This window comes from Patescibacteria group bacterium (assembly GCA_041675205.1).
In the GTDB taxonomy this organism is placed as follows: Bacteria; Patescibacteriota; Patescibacteriia; order GWA2-46-9; family GWA2-46-9; genus JBAYUF01.
Genome location: JBAYUF010000002.1, coordinates 22,790 through 40,782, shown reverse-complemented (window position 1 = coordinate 40,782; position 17,993 = coordinate 22,790). Strand labels below are relative to the sequence as shown.

18 protein-coding genes and 1 tRNA gene are annotated in these 17,993 nt (G+C 44.4%); 10 read left to right on the top strand and 9 right to left on the bottom strand.

Translation table 11 applies throughout. The features are described from left to right. The first annotated feature begins 43 nt into the window (after positions 1-43). A complete protein-coding gene (locus WC052_01430; protein MFA7286310.1) occupies positions 44-520 on the top strand; it encodes a hypothetical protein in 477 nt (158 codons plus the stop codon). Between the two features lie 152 nt (positions 521-672). Next, a tRNA-Glu gene (locus WC052_01425) sits at positions 673-747 on the top strand. A gap of 1,937 nt (positions 748-2,684) precedes the next feature. On the opposite strand, the gene WC052_01420 is transcribed toward WC052_01425, so the two are convergent. The 4 genes from WC052_01420 to WC052_01405 form a co-directional block, all read right to left on the bottom strand. Continuing rightward, complete coding sequence (locus WC052_01420) at positions 2,685-3,833, bottom strand: hypothetical protein (GenBank protein ID MFA7286309.1); 1,149 nt, start codon at positions 3,831-3,833, stop codon at positions 2,685-2,687. A gap of 211 nt (positions 3,834-4,044) precedes the next feature. Beyond that, the gene (locus tag WC052_01415) at positions 4,045-4,419 is read right to left on the bottom strand and encodes a YHYH domain-containing protein (GenBank protein MFA7286308.1); all 375 of its coding nucleotides are present in this window, start codon (positions 4,417-4,419) and stop codon (positions 4,045-4,047) included. Between the two features lie 2 nt (positions 4,420-4,421). Next, positions 4,422-4,643, bottom strand: coding sequence for a DUF350 domain-containing protein (locus tag WC052_01410; protein ID MFA7286307.1), 222 nt, complete (start codon positions 4,641-4,643; stop codon positions 4,422-4,424). A gap of 35 nt (positions 4,644-4,678) precedes the next feature. Further along, complete coding sequence (locus WC052_01405) at positions 4,679-5,449, bottom strand: hypothetical protein (protein MFA7286306.1); 771 nt, start codon at positions 5,447-5,449, stop codon at positions 4,679-4,681. Between the two features lie 321 nt (positions 5,450-5,770). Here WC052_01405 and WC052_01400 point away from each other — a divergent pair, with 321 nt between their 5' ends. From WC052_01400 to WC052_01370, 7 genes are all read left to right on the top strand, one after another. Beyond that, on the top strand, positions 5,771-6,988 hold the full coding sequence (locus WC052_01400) for an ATP-binding protein (GenBank protein ID MFA7286305.1): 1,218 nt from the start codon (positions 5,771-5,773) through the stop codon (positions 6,986-6,988). Between the two features lie 25 nt (positions 6,989-7,013). Next, complete coding sequence (locus tag WC052_01395; GenBank protein MFA7286304.1) at positions 7,014-7,811, top strand: abortive infection family protein; 798 nt, start codon at positions 7,014-7,016, stop codon at positions 7,809-7,811. A gap of 9 nt (positions 7,812-7,820) precedes the next feature. Then, positions 7,821-8,414: a hypothetical protein gene (locus WC052_01390; protein ID MFA7286303.1), complete on the top strand. Its 594-nt coding sequence runs from the start codon at positions 7,821-7,823 to the stop codon at positions 8,412-8,414. Between the two features lie 133 nt (positions 8,415-8,547). Further along, positions 8,548-9,411 (top strand): serine protease, encoded by an 864-nt coding sequence (locus tag WC052_01385; GenBank protein ID MFA7286302.1) that lies wholly within the window; start codon positions 8,548-8,550, stop codon positions 9,409-9,411. 669 nt (positions 9,412-10,080) lie between these two features. Further along, positions 10,081-10,782 carry a VIT1/CCC1 transporter family protein gene (locus tag WC052_01380; protein ID MFA7286301.1) on the top strand — a complete coding sequence of 234 codons (702 nt, stop codon included), beginning with the start codon at positions 10,081-10,083 and terminating at the stop codon, positions 10,780-10,782. Between the two features lie 575 nt (positions 10,783-11,357). Next, on the top strand, positions 11,358-12,191 hold the full coding sequence (locus WC052_01375; GenBank protein MFA7286300.1) for a class I SAM-dependent methyltransferase: 834 nt from the start codon (positions 11,358-11,360) through the stop codon (positions 12,189-12,191). Between the two features lies 1 nt (position 12,192). After that, positions 12,193-13,560 (top strand): PLP-dependent transferase, encoded by a 1,368-nt coding sequence (locus tag WC052_01370; protein MFA7286299.1) that lies wholly within the window; start codon positions 12,193-12,195, stop codon positions 13,558-13,560. Positions 13,561-13,804: 244 nt separating this feature from the next. On the opposite strand, the gene WC052_01365 is transcribed toward WC052_01370, so the two are convergent. The 4 genes from WC052_01365 to WC052_01350 all read right to left on the bottom strand — a co-directional run bounded on the left by WC052_01365 (position 13,805) and on the right by WC052_01350 (position 15,773). After that, the gene (locus WC052_01365) at positions 13,805-13,963 is read right to left on the bottom strand and encodes a hypothetical protein (GenBank protein MFA7286298.1); all 159 of its coding nucleotides are present in this window, start codon (positions 13,961-13,963) and stop codon (positions 13,805-13,807) included. A gap of 165 nt (positions 13,964-14,128) precedes the next feature. Then, on the bottom strand, positions 14,129-14,380 hold the full coding sequence (locus WC052_01360) for a helix-turn-helix transcriptional regulator (protein ID MFA7286297.1): 252 nt from the start codon (positions 14,378-14,380) through the stop codon (positions 14,129-14,131). A 33-nt stretch (positions 14,381-14,413) separates the two neighbouring features. Beyond that, positions 14,414-14,908, bottom strand: a complete 495-nt coding sequence (locus WC052_01355; protein MFA7286296.1) for a hypothetical protein — start codon at positions 14,906-14,908, stop codon at positions 14,414-14,416. A 265-nt stretch (positions 14,909-15,173) separates the two neighbouring features. Next, entirely contained in the window at positions 15,174-15,773 is a 600-nt protein-coding gene (locus tag WC052_01350) for a hypothetical protein (protein MFA7286295.1), read from the bottom strand. Positions 15,774-16,649: 876 nt separating this feature from the next. Between WC052_01350 and WC052_01345 the strand changes: the two genes are divergently transcribed. After that, complete coding sequence (locus tag WC052_01345; protein ID MFA7286294.1) at positions 16,650-17,645, top strand: M23 family metallopeptidase; 996 nt, start codon at positions 16,650-16,652, stop codon at positions 17,643-17,645. A gap of 81 nt (positions 17,646-17,726) precedes the next feature. On the opposite strand, the gene WC052_01340 is transcribed toward WC052_01345, so the two are convergent. Continuing rightward, positions 17,727-17,933 (bottom strand): hypothetical protein, encoded by a 207-nt coding sequence (locus WC052_01340; GenBank protein ID MFA7286293.1) that lies wholly within the window; start codon positions 17,931-17,933, stop codon positions 17,727-17,729. Between the last annotated feature and the right edge of the window lie 60 nt (positions 17,934-17,993).

Sequence of the window (17,993 nt, the reverse complement as noted above, 5' to 3'; positions counted from 1 at the left end):
GATGAGCTATAAGTGTGGCACCACACGATGGAGGGTGGATGTGATGAGAAAAAAAATGTGGACGGTGTGTGTCTCTTTTTTCTTTCTGACGGGCATAGCCAAGGGAGCCGACGATCCACCTGCCGCCCGGGTAGGCATCGCCACGGCCGTGGCGAAGGCGTTTCACGACATTGCTCAAGAATGCCGTGGAACGCAGGTGGACCCCTGCATGTGCCACTTTGCCGCGGGGGTGGCGACAGAGGTTGGTCTACAACCCCTGCCTATCGTCACTGTCGTGAACGTCAATTTCTTCACGGCTATCGACGAGGCAGACCCAAGATGGGGGGTCGTTGTTGAGCTTGCTGGAGCGGGTGGGGCGATGTCGCAGATGTACTTCTCCCAGCCAGCAACAGACGAAGCGGCGTGTCTCGTCCTGAACGACCCCTTGGAGTATGTCAGGGTCTTGCGGCAGGCCTTCGCGAAAGTCGCGACCGGGAATGTCTTCCCATCGGAGCCAGCGACGCCCAGCTTGCCGATCTGACGACTCCTCCTGGCGCAGGCGGAGCAACCTTAACAGTTGTTTCCGCCTGCGCCCCCAAAAATTTGATTCAAAACAGAAATGAATGTACTATCGTCGCACCACATACCGCGGAAGCGAAGTGAGCGTTTCTCACAGATCTTTCAGGTAATTGAGGCCTCATCGTCTAACGGTTAGGACGCTGCCCTTTCACGGCGGAAATCGGGGTTCGATTCCCCGTGGGGCTACCAAATGGTATTTTTCACCACCGTACTCTTGTTTTACCCTGTGAATCTCTGTCATATCGAGGGTTTCAATTCGTTCGCCGTCGAAATATATAAATCCTTTGACCATCAAACCCCGTAAGCGCATTTTTCTAGATACATCGCTAGTTTTTCCCCATTTCTCTGGAATGGCTCTCAAATACTCAAAACAATAATTGAGGGCTAGCTCCATATCGAATTCTTCAATCCGGCTGTCATCTAGTAGTATCCTCTTTTGTTCGATGCGTTGGTTTATAAGCCGTTTCTGTTCTTGAAATTCTTCATCGGAGTATTTACCATTCTGGTGGAACTCAAAAATACGTTGACGATCAGTAGCCAATACTTCTATCTGTTTTTGAATCCGAGAATTATTTTCGTCTAGCTTTTTATAACTACTCTTCCAAGTATCAGTAATGATGGCTTTGAATAACTTTTCAAAACGATCATTGGGTGCGATCCTTTGAAAATAATTCAGAAAAATCTTTTCTAGTTCGATATTGGGGATACTTTTTGCGGCCACGCAACCTTGTTTACGATGATGATAGTAATGGTAGTATTTCCCGAGTTTCCCCCGAGATCTGCTGCCGGTGAGTGGTTGCTTGCATTTGGTACAAACCACAATCCGTCGTAGTGGGAACAGAGGGTTTTCTGGTGAACGACGACAGCCATTTGCAATGCCAAGTCTTATTTTTCTGCATTGTTCAAAAAGCTCTCTTGAAACAATCGGTTCAAATGCACCATCGATTCTCTCTCCGAGTCCGACTATTACTCCACAGTAAACTTCGTTTTTCAAAATTTTTACCATGAGCTGTGGCCAAGGTTTCTTACCCTCCTTTGTTCGTAATCCGCGATCACTAATAAATCTTGCCAACCTCTCGTAAGTGTATGTTCCTTTAGCGTATTCTTCGAACAAGATCCTTATGTAGAGTGCTATTTTTTCATCAGGCGTAATGTTAGCTTTCTTGTATGGGCGGTAGTAGCCCAGCGGAGCTTGCCAACACCAAATACCCTGTCGTATTCGAGCTAGCATCCCGCCCCTAGTCCGTTCGGTTCGCATATTGTTATCTAGCTCTGCAAAAACAGAAATCATTCCTTCCATGGCTCGCCCCAGTGAACTTTCGTCGATTGGTTCCGTAACAGAACGAAGTTCAGTACCGTAGCGTCTGAGAATGGCTCTTACAGTGACATGATCATCTTGGTTTCGAGCGAAACGATCAAGTTTATAAACAACGAAGTACTTGATTGGTAGTTTCTTATCAGCGCATCGTGAAATAGCCTTTTGGAATTCAGTTCGGTTGGCGCTTTTTGCAGACTCACCTTTCTCGACGAACGCTGGCTCAATAATCGTAATGGCGTTTCGTTCAGCGTATTCTATACAGGCTTTTTCTTGCGATTCTAGACTCGTGTTTTCAACCTGATCTTTAGAGGAAACTCTAACGTAAATTATCCCAGTTTTTACTGTATTCATGCTCATATTTATACATTACCCTGAAAATAAGAATTAGTGAGTACCCAAGCGGGATATTTCAAACTCTTATTATGGTCCTGATTTTAGTCCGTTTTCTTTTACAAAATCCTCAAACGCAAGCAGCGCAACAGCTTGTAGTTTTTCCCTAATGCGTAACAACTCTTCGTCTGTTATATCAGCAAGAGAGGGATCAATTTTTCGGCATTGTTCTAGAGTAAGCATCTCAAAACACATCAGCCGCCAGCGAGGTGACGCGCCAGCGGCTGAATAAGTGTGACGTCACCTGGTTGCAATAAATTTCCTGAAAAAAGTTATTGCAAGCCTATCCTTACCCTACCTTGTAATACTTCCACTTGGTTTAGTTTTCAGTTTCTTTTTTGTCTTCAAAAACCAAGTAAACAAATAAAAAAACAGCTCAGTTTTGAGCTGTCCCCAGTCGGAACCAAGTGGAATGGTTTTAGATCTCTGGGTTGTAAAATTCTATACCCTTTCCTCGGCGTATATGGATAATAGACTTACCATCCGCTGCACTGTTAGGAAGCTTTTTGTTGTTCAACTTTGCATATCGGAAAAACCCCTGGTCTACACTAAGCAAGTTATTGATTCTCTTGTTGCGTTGTTCGTTGTTCTTGCTCGGCTCAAAACCGTTTTGTATCAATAGATTTTCTAGAACGTCATAAGGAACAAAACCTCCCTGAGGGAAGTCCGACAGAAGAATATCAAAAGCGCGTGCATAATTAGTACCAAGGGTTACGTTTAGCGGTGCCCCTCGATATGTAAATAGTCCGTCGCTGTTTTTCATAATAGTCCTTTTGCCAACCACCTTCTCAGCTAGTTCATTTATCTTCTCACTGCCTACTTCAGTAATAGTAAGTCTAATTTTATAGCTGTGGCGCTGCCTTTTAGGCGGTGCTTCATCTTGTACCCAGGCTTCCGTCACTTTCACCAGGCCGAGTGTCGATGCCGCGACCATGGAATGAGTAAATAGAAAAGGAGAGTAGATAGAAAGACCATCTTCGTCTCTTGGAGGTGCGTACTCAAAAACAAATTCTTTGCCAAAATCTTTAGATCGTTCACGAAGTAGCATTAGAAGCTTCTCTATCTGCCGCTCAAAAGTGTAGAAGCTTTTTTCCCGCAACTTTAGTTGATCGTGTACAAACAGATCCATATAGCGCCCTAAGAATGAGTTCAAGATTTGACGGTTGCTGTCGCTCAGCTCTTTTTTGAACTCTATCCAAGCGAGCATACGTTGTTGCTGAGCAACAGGAAACGCGGCCACTATGTCAACCAAGTTGAACTTATTTTTGTAGATGTTATTCAGCGAGTTTTTCGCCTCGCTCTCTTTTTTGGTGCGATGTTTTTTATAAAACCATCTATGCCCCTTACGATCAAAAGTTGGATTTTCAAGTGTTATGCCCCACTGGTTTAGGTTGTGTAGTAGTACGTACAGTGATAGGTAACTGTTTCCTGGTCCCAATAAGTCGACTAATTGAAAAACCGGTCGACCCGTTAGGTTTCCGTTGAGATACTTCCAAAGAGCATAGACTTCGTAATCTTCGAAGTAAGGTAGATTCTCTAATGATTTAGCGGCGTCACCTTTTACCATTGTTCTTGTTTGACTTAGAAGTTTGGGCGTCACAATTCGGCAATTCCCGGTAATTGTGTCTATTACTGTCTAATTTCTAATCAGAATATCCTAATAGTGTCGGGTACTGTCGGATATGGAGTCAAAATGTTGTAAAAGTGTCAGATACTGTCCGGTTGTGTCCGGTTTTTACTTGACATTCGCACAAAAAGATTACGTAATTCCTAGTTCTTTAGTTGCTCAGTTCTTCGCAAGCAAGGCCGTCATTGTCTTTGTCTAATTGATGAATGTCTTTATTTATTCCTCCGCAGACTAAAAAGGTTGCTTGCGCCTTTTCTCCACTAGCAAAATCACTGCAGTTATAGAGGTCAAAATTACAAACGGCAGCGCTTGGTTCAACGCTTGGCGACGTAGCTCGCGCGGTTTCTCGAGCGGCAACTGGCGCATCCGTACGTGCAGATGTTGTTGCTGGAGCCCCGTGGCAGTGATACTCGCTCGTTTTCTTGTTGGTATGGCACCCGTTGGCATCAGTGCGTCCTGGGTGTGCCCAAGCAAGCGTCGGTGCCATTATGACCAGGACGGTTGCAATAGCTGCTCTACGCTTCATTTTTAGCCTGTAACGATGTGTGCAATAACAAAGGCTGCACCAAGAATAGTTGCCCCAAATACGATAGCTACAGCGTAATTCCCTTTTTTGAGTTCCTCCCACTCATCTATCGGGGTAAGCCAAGAAAAGACTTTGGCGAGAATGCCGAGCGCAAACGCCATAGAAATAGCGCCGGTAAGTGCCCAGCCGAAAGTGATCAAGTACTGCTTTAGTATGTAGCCCATAGATTTCTTAGGTTATACCCCACAGTATACGCCTACTACTCAAGTATTTCGATAACGTCTCCCTGGACGGAGACCTTAGCGCTTACAGTATTGGAGATTTTGCCACCAAAAGCATTCGTGCCTCGGAACGTTGTGGTGACGATGAGGTGGTCACTTTTATCCACGTATGTTGTTTTTACGTGTTCATAGCTATCAGGATCATGCATCGAATCTTTGATGACTCGAGTAAGTTTGATGTGGGAACCATCCCACGCGCTAAACTGTTTCTGAATAGTATTTTTGCGCTCCGCATCTTCTTTCGTAATGACGACAATACCAGAGTAGCCAGCATCTTTTTTGTCTCCGGCTGAAACACTACTCACCACATATGAATCAGTTGTTTCTTCTCTGAGATTAGCTGCTTGCAAGAGAGCCGTAATGTTTTGCACCGGCTCTATACCGGGCGGGCTGACATAGAAATCATTTACTTTTCGAGTAAGCACATCAAAGTTGACCATTAGCGTGATACCCTCGTGTTCGTAGCTTACTGTGCCTTCTGTATACCCAACCTTCTTTTGCTCTGCTGTTGGTTCCTCCTCTGCTGTTGGTTCTCCGAGTGCAGTTACAACTTCATCTATTGTTTTGCCTATGAGTGGAGGTAAATCAAAAACCATCGCTTGCACTGGTCCTGAATATTGATCACTCGTTTTTTCCAAAGAGTTCGCTGCACTAACGATAATGAGTAACAAAACAGCCATAGGCACGAGAAACCATAACTGCTGCCAAAAGGGTTTTTTGATACTTCCCGAAGTTGATTGGTTGTCCATGTGAATAAAATAAAAATAAGCGACTTGTAGGTAGCAAGGCGCTTGGGGTGCAACACAGAGCCCCGCGCCAGCTGAGCCTTTCTGCCCCATACCCCTTTCGGGATATGACCCACAACGAGTCGCTGAACACGGGGTTCAGTATCGTTGTGGGATTTCTTGCCATGCCGCTGGTTACCCAGTGGTTTAGGCAATTCAATTGTCGCAATCATTATGGCCTATTTCTATAAAATTGGCCAAGTATAAGTTCTACAAACATTTAGTTTGTTGACAAGAATTAGTGAAACATCTAGAATTAGTAATATTATAAAAGTTACTCATTCTATGACACAGGAACCTTTTCTGAACCCCTTCCGCCCCGGCGCTGGTCAACCGCCTCCTTACTTGGCTGGTCGTGACCCTGAAAAACAAGCATTCATAAACTTGCTCCAGCAGGAGGTCATTATGAAAAACATGATTCTGACTGGCCTACGTGGTACGGGCAAGACCGTTCTCGTCGATAGCTTCAAACCCGTCGCTCTTGTGAATCAGTGGCTTTGGGCAGGTACCGATCTTTCTGAGTCGGCTAGTGTTTCAGAAAACACCATTGCTACAAGAATATTGACTGACCTCTCGATTATTACATCGCAACTCAAGGGACAAAAGGACAAGATGGGTTTTGGCGGGGAAACAGACGAAGTTTCCCTAGACTACGCTGCATTGCTTGAATATTACAATGGTCAGCCAGGGCTGGTGTCAGACAAACTTCGAAGTACACTCGAATTTGTTTGGAATAATGTAAAAAAAGCTAGCCCTCAAGTAAAAGGAATAGTAATCGCTTACGATGAGGCACAAAAAATGAGTGATCAAGGGAAAGAAGGACAGTATCCGTTGTCAGTACTTTTAGAGGTTTTTCAATCGTTACAAAAAAGAGGTTATCCCTTACTACTTGTTCTCGTTGGTCTTCCAACGCTTCAGCAGCGTTTGGTTGATGCGAGGACTTACGCGGAGCGCATGTTTGAGGTGACAGAGCTTCATGGTCTCTCTGACACAGAGAGCAGAGAAGCGGTTCTAAAACCGATACAAAGGGAAAACTGTCCCGTAACATTTGGCGATACGTCAGTAGGAATAATTGTGAAAGAGTCGGGTGGTTATCCTTATTTCATTCAGTTTCTTTGTCGGGAAGCATTCAATAGTTTTTTGAGCCAGATGACACAAGGAAGGAATGATCCGAGCGTTCCCCTTGAAGAAATAATAGCCAAGCTTGATATAGACTTCTTTGCAGCGCGCTGGAATAACGCCACCGACAGGGAACGAGAATTACTGTCTGTTATGTCTACATTAGACAACTGCCAAGATGAATTCACAGTAAAGGAGGTAGTTGAGCAATGGGGAAGGCTGCTCCAGAGCCCTATTAGTTCAAGCCACGCAAGTCAAATATTTGCAAAGCTCGTTATTGACGGCCTTATTTACCGAACTCGGTATGGTAAGTATCGCCTCGGTATCCCGTTACTGGATAGATTTATCAAGCGCCAACGGATACTTTCTGCTATTAGTGAGTAGAAAATTCTTTTGCACATAAACTGCGATGATACTTTTATACCAAGGCAGTGGTGCATCTGGATTTGAACTTGTCGGTGAACCTATGCCCGAGGAACGATGGCAACGTATCGCCACGAATGCTGCCCGCTTGTTGCTTCGTCGAGGACAGTCTCGTGCAGCAGAATTGTTATCCTTGATACCGTTTTCGATAAGTGAAGGTTCTAATTATTTTGGCGATGACTTTTATGTTTTGCATGCAACGGTACCACTGGATGATTATGAAGAAATGGGTGCCCTGAAAACAACCCAGCAAGATGAGGAGGCTTTCATGCATGTTGCTTATTGTATAAGTGAGGTCGGGGGGCCTTTTATTCGTTTTATTTGTATTTATCCAGAATTAGTTGATGTTCCTGCACCAGTTTCAACACCAAAACCTCATAATACGACGGCTGTTGTTGATCGTGCACTGCTTGATGCCGAGAATCTCTTGGCCACAAATGGTCCGATCAGCGCCATGGATAGGGCCCACACAGCATTGCATGGCTACATGAAAAATTTATGTGAAGAAATGGGAGTAGCGGAAACGGATAACAAGAGTATTACGGAATTTTTCAAAATATTGAGAACAAAGCATCCAGCTTTTACTTCTGAAGTTACACGATCACATGACGTGGATCGAGTTTTGAAATCTTTCGCATCAATACTTGATGCAATGAATACGTTTCGCAATCAATCCAGTCTCGCTCACCCCAACAATAGCTTGCTCGCAGAGGCGGAAGCTATGCTTGTTATAAATAGTGCGCGTTCTTTATTGCACTATATAAATCAAAAAATGTTACGGTGATATTTTGGTATGATAAAAAAAACTTCCAAAGATCTTTGGATAGAGATGTCTATAAGGGAGATTTCAACACAAGCAAAATTTGCGGGGATCATGTATTCGTATTTGCAAAAGCCGCACCAGGCTAGTAATGACATAATTTTTATTGCCATTCATTCCTTTTTGTCCCACTGTGCAATGGTTTCAAAAATGCTGAAAGCAACAGAACAACGGAACAATATCCTTTCAAGGTGGTGGCATCGTTTTTTTGTCCAGAAGGATGTCTTCTCAATTGGAGTAGTGTTGGGAGTCGATAAAAAATCTCTAATCCATAAACGAAAATTCCGTAATCATCTGGAACATTATGATGAGCGGCTAAAGGGCTGGATTGGCAAATATGGTCCCGATACTAATATCGGGACATATAATATTGGTTCCCGATTAGCGTTTCAAATAAATAATATAGTTTTTGTTAGTCACTATGACCCTAGAACGATGCACTTCACTTTTGTAAACGAAGACTTTGATTTAGCTGTCTTGAATCAAGAGGTACTTAGGATAAAAATGCTGGCTGATCAGTGGGTGAAAAAAATTGAAAACAGAGTAGTACTTCCTCCTTTTGGCTAGTAGAATGTTCTGTGCCTTTTGTTACTTCTAAAGACAAGCTAATTGAGTGGGTTTGATTGTGGTTTTTATAGTTGGAAAGATGTTGTTTGGTCTCTTGAGTTAGCCCTACACTAATAAAACGATAGAATTTGATATGGCCTTGCTTCCACCAGCCTTTTTGAAATCAGTCGTTTCAATTGAAGTTATCGAGGGCCAAGAGGCGAAATGCCGCGGCACGGGATTTTTATTATTCAGAGTATATAATAAAGAGGGCGAACGTTATTCTGGTCAATTATTCTTAGTAACGGCCGCGCATGTTCTAATTGATATTGAGCGTGATGGGTTTGAAAAATTGTACCTAAGATTTGATAAAAACGGCGAAGCGATTGCACAGAAATTTTCCATTCCGACTCATCGCGCACCAGGTCTAAGGAGCTTTTTTTGTCCTGAATCAGGTAAAGATGTTGCTGTAATTCCACTCGACAAAGAAACTCTTGAAGAAAATGAAATTGATTTTGTCAGTATCCTCGACACTGAAACAGGACTCCGTCCTGAGCAATTTGATGAGGTGGGCTTATCTGTTGGTGATGAAATTTTTTTTCTTGGATTTCCACTTGGAATGCGCGGTGAAAACAAAAACTACGCTATCTGTAGATCGGGCATTATAGCGAGACGAGACCCCGAGCTTGCCAAAAACTCAATCTTATACCTTGATGCCCCAGTTTTCCCGGGTAATAGCGGCGGACCAGTTTTTTGCAAACCACAAGTTGTTTCTATCCAAGGGACAAAATCAATAAATCGTGCCTACCTAATAGGTATAGCCACACATTATTACTGGCAAACAAAGCACAGTGAAGCGGCTATGACCGAGAATAAAATACTTGAGTTAGTGGAAGGCCATCTAGGCCTGTCAAAAATAGTTACGCTAGATGCCGTTTATGAAGCTATCGGTGTATTCGAAAAAGCACTGTCCGATAAAGAGGTAGATATATCACCTAGTGCTCCACCTGCTGAATAGTGGTGTTCTACTCCCATGAGGGACTATGCCGCCAAGGTCATTTCCTTGGCCAAAGCATCCTTTTCCATATCTTCCCCAAACCGCAACCATTCTCTAAGCTCCAGAACAATAGAGTTCCAATGCGCACCCACTAGGGCTACCAAAAAAGCATCTCTCCTTGTGAGGGGTGCTTTTTTGGTATGTGCTTCCCCGCGTGGGAATCGAACGGGCAGCAGCGAGCGCTGAGTGATTTCGGAAGAAATCACGAATACCGCGAGCGCCGATGGATGTGAGCAGGCGAAGCATCAAGCGCTGCCCAGGACAGAGCACTGAGTCGCACTGCTGGCGACGAAGGGCGTCGGAATTCCCCGCTTGTCCTGAGAAGCTTAGCGACGAAGGATGGGGCTAAAAGAAAAAATCTGGCTGTGCGCCAGGTTTTTTCTTTTGGTTATACTATCGGATGCAAGAAGCTGGACTCGGGTCCGACCGCGCCCCGTAGAGTCCGAATGCATCTGAGGACTTCTACTGGGGTTCCCGGTTGCAAATTCCCTCGGTCGCAGATCGCGCCAAAGGCGGGATAACAAATTATTCTGTGGAAACAATTTGTAAATAAGCGCATAATTAAAATAGTTAAGTTTTTATTTGTTATTGAGTACTTAAGAAAAAAAATCCGCTTCGTTTTTGACTTTTATGGATTTACAAAAAACATATAAAATTCAACATCAAACTTCACAACTTGAGAATGTAATCAAGGAAATTGTCTTTGGGATGGAAGATGGTATGGTGTCTACTTTAGGTTCTGTCACCGGTATTGCGGTAGGTAGTGGAAACCATTCTACGGTACTGCTAGCAGGGTTAGTTATTATTGCTGTTGAATCTGTTTCTATGGGCATAGGTTCGTATTTATCCAACCAGTCTGAAGAAGAGGTTTCTGCCAGGAAATTAGCAGAGGAGAAAAGCGAAATTACAAATTATCCAATAGAAGAAAAAGAAGAATTAAGGGAGATGTATGCTAAAGACGGCTGGCCGGAAAAATTGGCAGTGGAGATGTCAGAGGCGGCTTCGCAAAACCCTGAACTCATGTTGAAAGAAATGGCTCTAAGGGAACTGGAAGTATTTCCTTCCCGTCCTTCTATTTCACTCAAAGGCGGGTTTTACATGTTTGGTTCTTATATCATAGGTGGAATGTTGCCACTATTTTCATATTTGTTTTTACCGATCAAGCAAGCCATACCAGTCTCTATAGTTTTAACATTGATTGGACTATTTGGTTTAGGAGCAGCGGCTACTAAGTCCACTAAACAACCATTAATAAAGTCAGGGCTAAAAATGTTAGTGATTGGTGGAGTAGCGCTTGTGGTTGGTTTGATTGTTGGAATATTAGTAGGATAGCTAATTCTGTTTTAAGGGGCATGGTTATATAATTGCGGAATTTCAGTAATTGAAAAATATACTTCCCTTACTAAAGCCAAGAAAGTTTTCCACCTTACAGGACCTAGTTCCACTCCCGCTACGGAGTACCAATTTGCACCACTTCCTTTTGAAAATCTAAGGCTTTCATCTCCTCCCCAAACCTCAACCATTCTCTCAGCTCCAAAACAATAGAGTTCCAATGCGCACCCACTTGGGCTAAAAATCAAAACATCCCGTCCAACGGGATTGTTTTTGTTTCCAAAACCTTTTCAAAAAGAAGAAGAGACCCGGAACACCAGTGATATGGTGCGGGTCTCTCCTCTTTTGTAAACTCCTAAACCGTTCTTTGTAAACCTATTAATATGGCCCTATTAGGGGCTTTTATTTCTTCCTCCCATTCTGAGAAATTGAACCGTGGTGAGATTCGCCCCGTAAATACAAGCAGCACAACGACCAAAGGGAGTGAGCACGCTTTCGTGTGAACGATTCCTGTGGGAGTGGGGACACTGTCAGAACTAAGGTATAATTAAGTCATAAGTATTAAGTTAGTGTATATGCTAAAAAGTAGAGAAATTGATGAAACAAAGGCGAGCTGGAGCTATGCCGAGCTGTGGGACAAATATCCAATACCAGCTCGACCAGACGACGAGGAGTTGGAAATAGAAAAGAAAGAAATACTAGCTTCTGGTGTACCACCGTCGGATATCAACGTAATGATACTTGGTTCCACTATAGAATATAGGTCGCTATGCAAAAAACTTGGTACCCATCCTTATGTTGTTGATTTTGCGAAAGAGAATTTCGATGCGCTGACTTCCTATGCTGAGGAAAAATTTGAACAAGAACATTTTATTGAAGCAGACTGGCTTCAGATAAACTATCAGAATTATTTTGACTATATATTAGGGCATCGTCCTTTCAACGTCATACGGGGAGATCAGGTTCGGCTACTGTTTCAAAAAATGTATGATTCTTTGAAAGTTGGCGGTGTTTTTTTCTGTCGAGGTAACGTGTTATTCCCCGAGAACAATGGCGAGTTGATAGAAGTGGTAAGTAAATGGGGGTTAGTTTCCAGTAGACCGTATCGACTGTTCAGTTATTTGGAGGTTCCTCTTTATATTTATTGTGCTGATAAACAAGGGTATCTAGATTATCCTAAAGCTCGTGAGGTCATAAAAAAAATTCATGAGCAGGGGAAAATTAGCGACGAAGATTATACGGACATCCAACCACTAATTTCAATGGCTGCAGGTACAAAGTTTCGTAGTTACGTAACAAAAGAGGAAATTCAAAAAGAAATTGAAGCCGCCGGTTTTAAAAAAATCGAGTGGTTGTTTACATCGCATGAGTTTACTCGGAATATGCCGGTTATTAAATTGACGAAGTAGTATGCCGGAGAGTTCGTTTAAACAACCGAAGATTGCTGCAGAATTCGAGACCATGGGACAATTTAATGAAGAAATTAACGAGGTTGGTTACGCCCGCTATAATTATAAAGAGCTTCAAGAAAGAGAGGCGGAGTTAACTAAAATGATTGAGGGGGCATCTGATGTTGCCCTTTTTAATTCTGGAGCAGCTGCGATGCACTCAGCCATTGCGGCAGAAGGTTTGAAGGTTGGCGATGTAGTATTTTGTGCTGATGCTATTTATGACACCACAAAAAAAGACATTCAGTCGTTAGAAGGTCTAGGGATACGGGTAGTTATTTTTGACTCCACCGATCTTGCAGCTTTGCGGGAACTTGTTGAGAGAGAAAAACCTCGACTGATAGTGGTTGAAACAGTTGCAAATTCTAAAGGTATGGAAGTAACCGATCTCGAGGGGGTCGGGGAAATTGTGCAAACGACAAATCTGGATTATCAAGAAAATAGAACGTCAGAAAAAATATTGACCAAGTTTTGTGAGAAGAGAAAAAATCTTACTGGGCTATCAGCAGAAACGCAGGCCATCATTTTGGCTTCGATAGAGGAATACCGAGTCGGTCAGAATCCTTTTGTATTTCGTAAAGCCGTAAGGTGCATTGAGCAGGATACCGAGCTTGCTCGCGAAGAAGTGGTACGCGAACTTGAGCGGATGGTGAAGCGAGTGACTGGAGATAGTCGCGAAAAATTATCTGTAATTATTGACAATACGTTGCCGTCACCAGTATTAATAAATCCATTACAAGTTCTAAAAAAGTTTAATGTTGAGAAGGTTATTGTTGAAAGCGGAACGAAGCACTACCAGGAGGGGGCAAATGAAATAACCTTAGGGGTTGCATATTCTGATAATGACGAGAAAACGAGGGCAATTAAGACAAGGAGAATCGAACTAGGAACATATTTACAGCCGACTGATGAAAGAAAAATTCCAGATAGTATTTCAGAAACGATGGCCGGAAAAATGAAAAATCATGCACGGAATGCACTGCAACTTGCTGAAGCGTTAAGTGGAATAACAGGCCTTGAGGTTTCCCACCCAAACTTACCCACGCACAAACAAAATGAGCTTGTGCAGGAATTGGCACCAGAGGGAGCCGTTACCTTATTTTATGTAACAGTGCCAGAAAAAATTACCGGAGAGCAGTTTATACAAAGAGTTAAAGATCTCGCCGGTGAAAGCGTTGGTTTAGGTTCAAGTTTTGGGCATGAAAAAACATGGCTTTCAAACTATGGTATGGACAAAAGAACCGTCAGAATAGCTGCAGGGATTGAATCAGAGCAAGATTTCAGCAACATAGTTCATATTTTCAAACAAGTGGCAATTGAACTTATTTAGGGGTGGAATTAGAGAATTGAGTATTTGATTAATCTCTGATTCTGTATGCTTACACGAGGACAAGTTGCGCAATGAAAAACATGGATAAGCACGTTTTTTTGTGAACGATCCCTGCGGGAGTGAGGCTAAAAAAATCTAACCTGAAAGGGTGGGCTGACTTTTGAAAATGAAGAAGCCCATCGAGCGCGACAGCTATCTTTTGCTGTGCGCCCGACGGACTTCAGTGGTGGGCATGGGCGGCGGTCTAGTCGTCTTCCCAAACCATGGTGCCATCTGGTTTGACGACGAGCTTCAGGCGATAGATGATAGGATCAACTATCATCAAGGTATCCCCATTTGGTTGCCACCCCTCTTCAGCGGCCGCGGTAAAGATCATTCCAATCAAGTCTTCGATGGTGTTCACGGTATCCTCCTTACCCAAAGGATAGTACTCTACTAACAAAAATCAAAACATCCCGTGCAACGGGATTGTTTTTATTTTTAAAACCTTTTCAAAAAGAACGAAGACCCGGGCACTGCAGTTGCAATGCACACGGGTCTTCTTCGTTCGGCGGTTCCTATCTTGTTTTCATCGCTTGCGTTTGGCGGTCGTCTTCTTGCTTGGGGTGCAGAGATATTTCAGCGTTCGAAGTGGTGTGTTCGACTCCTTCCTCTCCCACGTACTGTATGTCCGCAGAGAAACACCGAGCATCTGAGCCATCTCTGTTTGTGTTTCTTTCAGTTCCCGCCGCAATGCACGAAGGTCAAAATCTTCGATTACCTTGACAGCTACACGCAGTTTCCTTAGTAGCTTGGTTATATCTCCTCGCTTATTATTCATTGGCTCCTCCTGTGGTCCTTCGTTTTCAGGACACTAGCTCACCTTAAGCCCGCGCGCGGCATTTCTGAGTACCCACGCAACAGTAGGAGGTGACCCCAAGAGTTGTATCTTGATTTTCATGGCGTCCTGGGGAGGTTCCAATTTTGTTGCTCCGAGCACGTTTGCTAGGAGAGCGTCGATGGCAGGGGTTGTGTCAGCTAACCTGGTAGTGAGTAGATCATTGACTGGTATGTCGGCTTCGTGGGCGACGGCGGCATCGAGGAGGTGGCCGTAGATGCGCCGTTGATCGGCTGTCAGCGGACCCTCGTTGCGACACGACTCACAGAGGTCGTCGTCACCGACGCGGAGAATCCATGGGCTGTTGTCGCACTCCGTGCATGAGGCCGAATCGTAGGCTTCCCTCTCCTCGTTGTGTGCGAGGAGAATCTGACCTTCCGGGCCGCGGTCGTGTTCGTCCTTGACGCCGCAACCGTCGCAATCAATGCGCCAACCAACGAACTGTCCTAAGTATTCAATTCTAATGAGCATAAAGCAGTTCCTCCTTCTGCAGTTGTGCGGCCACCTTACTCTTGGTCTAATAGACGGTCAATATAGTTCTGTCCTCTTCCGGAGTGCCAATCTTCACTATTTCCTTCTAGGGCTAATAAAAAATACCTGACATAGCGCCAGGTATTTTTTATTTAATAAGCAGAAAATTCGAACGAGCAAGGACGAAACAGTCAAAGCGCAGTCGAGCGCCGAGAGGTGCGAACGTGCGCAAGTATTTGGGGCTGTTCAGGACGAGACTCCTCGGCTAGTTATTGTTAGGCAAACCGATTGGTCCTTGATCTATGATCGGCCGTGACATGTCAATAAATTCTATGTTTGTCGGTAAAACAAATAAGGAGCTATCTACTATCCAGGGATCGCAACGGTAGTCGGCTTCTTTGTCATTATCAATTCCTTGCCATTTATCATCGCCGGGAACTGCGGAAGAACTTTTTACTGTAGATTTAGCACCGGTTGTCATCCCTTCAACCCAAACGTAATTTGTTTCCATATCGCCAATCATATGAAATTTCATTATTTTGGAATCTCTTGTGGACATTAAGTCTCCTCTTACTTTTCCACCATTTATAAACACGGTGCCCTGTGTTTTAAAAGGATCAGTGGAATCTATAAACTGACAGCGCTGAGGTTGGCCTGAGGCTAGTAGGATTTTTAGAGAGGTGGACTTTGATGGCTCAGTCACATTTGCTGAATCCGTTTCGGCTTGTTCTTGAGTATCAATTTGAATTGCTTGGTCAACCTGTAGCTCGGTTTTGGAGGGACTACCCACCATAAAATAGACGCCTGAAGCAAGACCAAGGGTTACCAAAACGGCGACGACAATTGAGACCACTTTATTATTCATAAAATTCTAATCATTAATATTGTTATAAGTATACAGCTTTCCATCAGGCTAGACACTGGCAAAGCATGTTGCTGACCCAAACTGGGTTGGATTTAGGGGCTTTGAGTCGGTTTATTTTATAACCCGTTGTAGGGTATCACGTCCCTTGGTGGCCCCTCTAAGGCTAAAAATCAATACACATCCCCCGTGCAACGGGAGTGTTTTTGTTTCCAAAACTTTTTAAAAAAGATGAAGAGGGAACGACACATGTTCCCTCTTCATGATTCTCTGTGTTGGCTCCCTACACCCAAATGTGTCTTGGGTTGTGCGAGCAGTTAGCTGTCGCCAACTGAGTCGACTTCGGCGAAGAAGTGGCCCCCTCCCTGCCGGCCGGTACAAGAACCATCGCAGGGGCCCTTTGTTGTGACCTTGATGTCCTTCTGCGTTCGGCTGTGTTGAACGAACGGTACCCCCTCGTCGTTCACGACTTCGACTCGTTCAGTGAGTCGGGCGTGGTGCGTACCGCTGCAACCGAGTACCCACTCAAGGCGACTGTCACCGAACCGTTCACCGTTCAGGGGGCGATTGGCCCCTCGTTGGTAGTTGTTGAACCTTTGCGTTGGCATTGTTGTGCCACCTCCTTGGTTTGTGCCCACACCTTAGCTTTATAAATAAAACTGTCAATAGCCCCAATTAAAAAGAACGATGATCAAGAAGATTAACCTGTTTTTAAAGTTAATGACGTATCAAAAGTTACCTTAACCATGTAATCACTTCCCTTTCAGTCGCATCTCATACGCTGGTTACCACGATGCTGTTGGTGGTTAATCCATGCTAGGCTACTGCCTAGCCCTGAAGTGCTACTTGTAGCAGCAGATATATAACAATGCAGAGCTTATGTTGAAAATTGTCACTATAATCTCAGTCTTTTCACTATTGCTTCCCGCAGTCAGTCTTGCTGAGACGCAGGAACTTCGTACCATTACGTTCCCAGTGAATGGTGCGCACAGTTTTAGTGATGACTATGGTGACCCTCGCTCTGGTGGGCGCGTGCACGAGGGTATAGATATTACTGCTGCAAAAATGACACCAGTTGTTTCCGCCGTAGGCGGCTATGTTAGCTCATTGCCCCAAGAAGAGCCGTCGTACGGATTTACTATTATCATTCGGGGAAATGACGGATACTCGTATCATTACCTTCACATTAATAACGACACGCCTGGCACCGATGACGGTTTAGGTGGCCCGCCGTATGCCTATGCACCGGGAATTGAGCGTGGGTCACCGGTGGTGGCTGGGCAACATATTGGTTGGGTTGGTGATAGCGGTAATGCCGAAAACATTGGGTCGCATCTTCATTTTGAAATACGTTTACCAGACCACTCTCCTATAAATCCTTACCCAAGCCTCGTTGTTGCAGATAGCGTTACAAAATTTGATCCCGCCAAAGCTACACAAAGTGCGCCAACCATAAATGACGATAAGCAGTTGGTCGCGAACTTCAACACAGTTTGCGAGTCGAACACACTCATCAAGGGTTCACTGAGCGCCGTCTACTACTGTGGTGCGGACAACAAGCGGTATGTTTTTCCAAATCAAAAAACTTACATCAGCTGGTACCCAGACTTTACAGGTGTTGTAAAAATTACTGACACAGACCTTGCCAACATCCCGCTTGGTGGGAATGTAACCTCACGCCCAGGAGTGCGAATGGTGAAGGTGCCAACAGACCCACACGTCTATGTGGTGCAGCTCGGTGGAGTCTTACGGCACGTAACGTCACCCGACATTGCAGTCAGTATGTACGGCGCGAACTGGTCAAAACAGGTAGATGATTTACCAGAAGCCTTTTTTGTAAATTACTCAGTAGGCGCACCAGTAACGAGTAGCTAGAAGCAATTCAAAAAGTTCGAAGGCCCCGGCGCTGCTGTGTTTAAAGCAATGCGGGGGCCTTCTGGCCGGAGACTAAGACCGCTAGGTCTTATTATGGAGGGCCGCCATCGCGCGTTTCACGATTGCGGCGATTTTCGCATTGGTCTTCGGGAAAGATTTCCCGTCTGGCGTACCGATGCCGAAGCGTACGGCAAAGATTTCGCGTTCCTTCGGGGTCGCCGTGTCGAGGAACGTTCTTACTTGGTCTGCCAGCTCCTCCGTTGAAGAAGGTTTGGTGGGTTTTGGCACCGCGCCTCTTTCCTATTTCCTTCCCTTTGCCACTCGTTCCTCCTTAGCGCAGTTGCGCTT

Coding starts and splice junctions, on each gene's coding strand:
- WC052_01350 (MFA7286295.1), bottom strand. CDS start 15,773: ATGAATAATAAAGTGGTCTCAATTGTCGTCGCCGTTTTGGTAACCCTT.
- WC052_01345 (MFA7286294.1), top strand. CDS start 16,650: ATGTTGAAAATTGTCACTATAATCTCAGTCTTTTCACTATTGCTTCCC.
- WC052_01395 (MFA7286304.1), top strand. CDS start 7,014: ATGATACTTTTATACCAAGGCAGTGGTGCATCTGGATTTGAACTTGTC.
- WC052_01400 (MFA7286305.1), top strand. CDS start 5,771: ATGACACAGGAACCTTTTCTGAACCCCTTCCGCCCCGGCGCTGGTCAA.
- WC052_01375 (MFA7286300.1), top strand. CDS start 11,358: ATGCTAAAAAGTAGAGAAATTGATGAAACAAAGGCGAGCTGGAGCTAT.
- WC052_01355 (MFA7286296.1), bottom strand. CDS start 14,908: ATGCTCATTAGAATTGAATACTTAGGACAGTTCGTTGGTTGGCGCATT.
- WC052_01415 (MFA7286308.1), bottom strand. CDS start 4,419: ATGAAGCGTAGAGCAGCTATTGCAACCGTCCTGGTCATAATGGCACCG.
- WC052_01380 (MFA7286301.1), top strand. CDS start 10,081: ATGGATTTACAAAAAACATATAAAATTCAACATCAAACTTCACAACTT.
- WC052_01430 (MFA7286310.1), top strand. CDS start 44: ATGAGAAAAAAAATGTGGACGGTGTGTGTCTCTTTTTTCTTTCTGACG.
- WC052_01385 (MFA7286302.1), top strand. CDS start 8,548: ATGGCCTTGCTTCCACCAGCCTTTTTGAAATCAGTCGTTTCAATTGAA.
- WC052_01390 (MFA7286303.1), top strand. CDS start 7,821: ATGATAAAAAAAACTTCCAAAGATCTTTGGATAGAGATGTCTATAAGG.
- WC052_01360 (MFA7286297.1), bottom strand. CDS start 14,380: ATGAATAATAAGCGAGGAGATATAACCAAGCTACTAAGGAAACTGCGT.
- WC052_01370 (MFA7286299.1), top strand. CDS start 12,193: ATGCCGGAGAGTTCGTTTAAACAACCGAAGATTGCTGCAGAATTCGAG.
- WC052_01410 (MFA7286307.1), bottom strand. CDS start 4,643: ATGGGCTACATACTAAAGCAGTACTTGATCACTTTCGGCTGGGCACTT.
- WC052_01420 (MFA7286309.1), bottom strand. CDS start 3,833: ATGGTAAAAGGTGACGCCGCTAAATCATTAGAGAATCTACCTTACTTC.
- WC052_01405 (MFA7286306.1), bottom strand. CDS start 5,449: ATGGACAACCAATCAACTTCGGGAAGTATCAAAAAACCCTTTTGGCAG.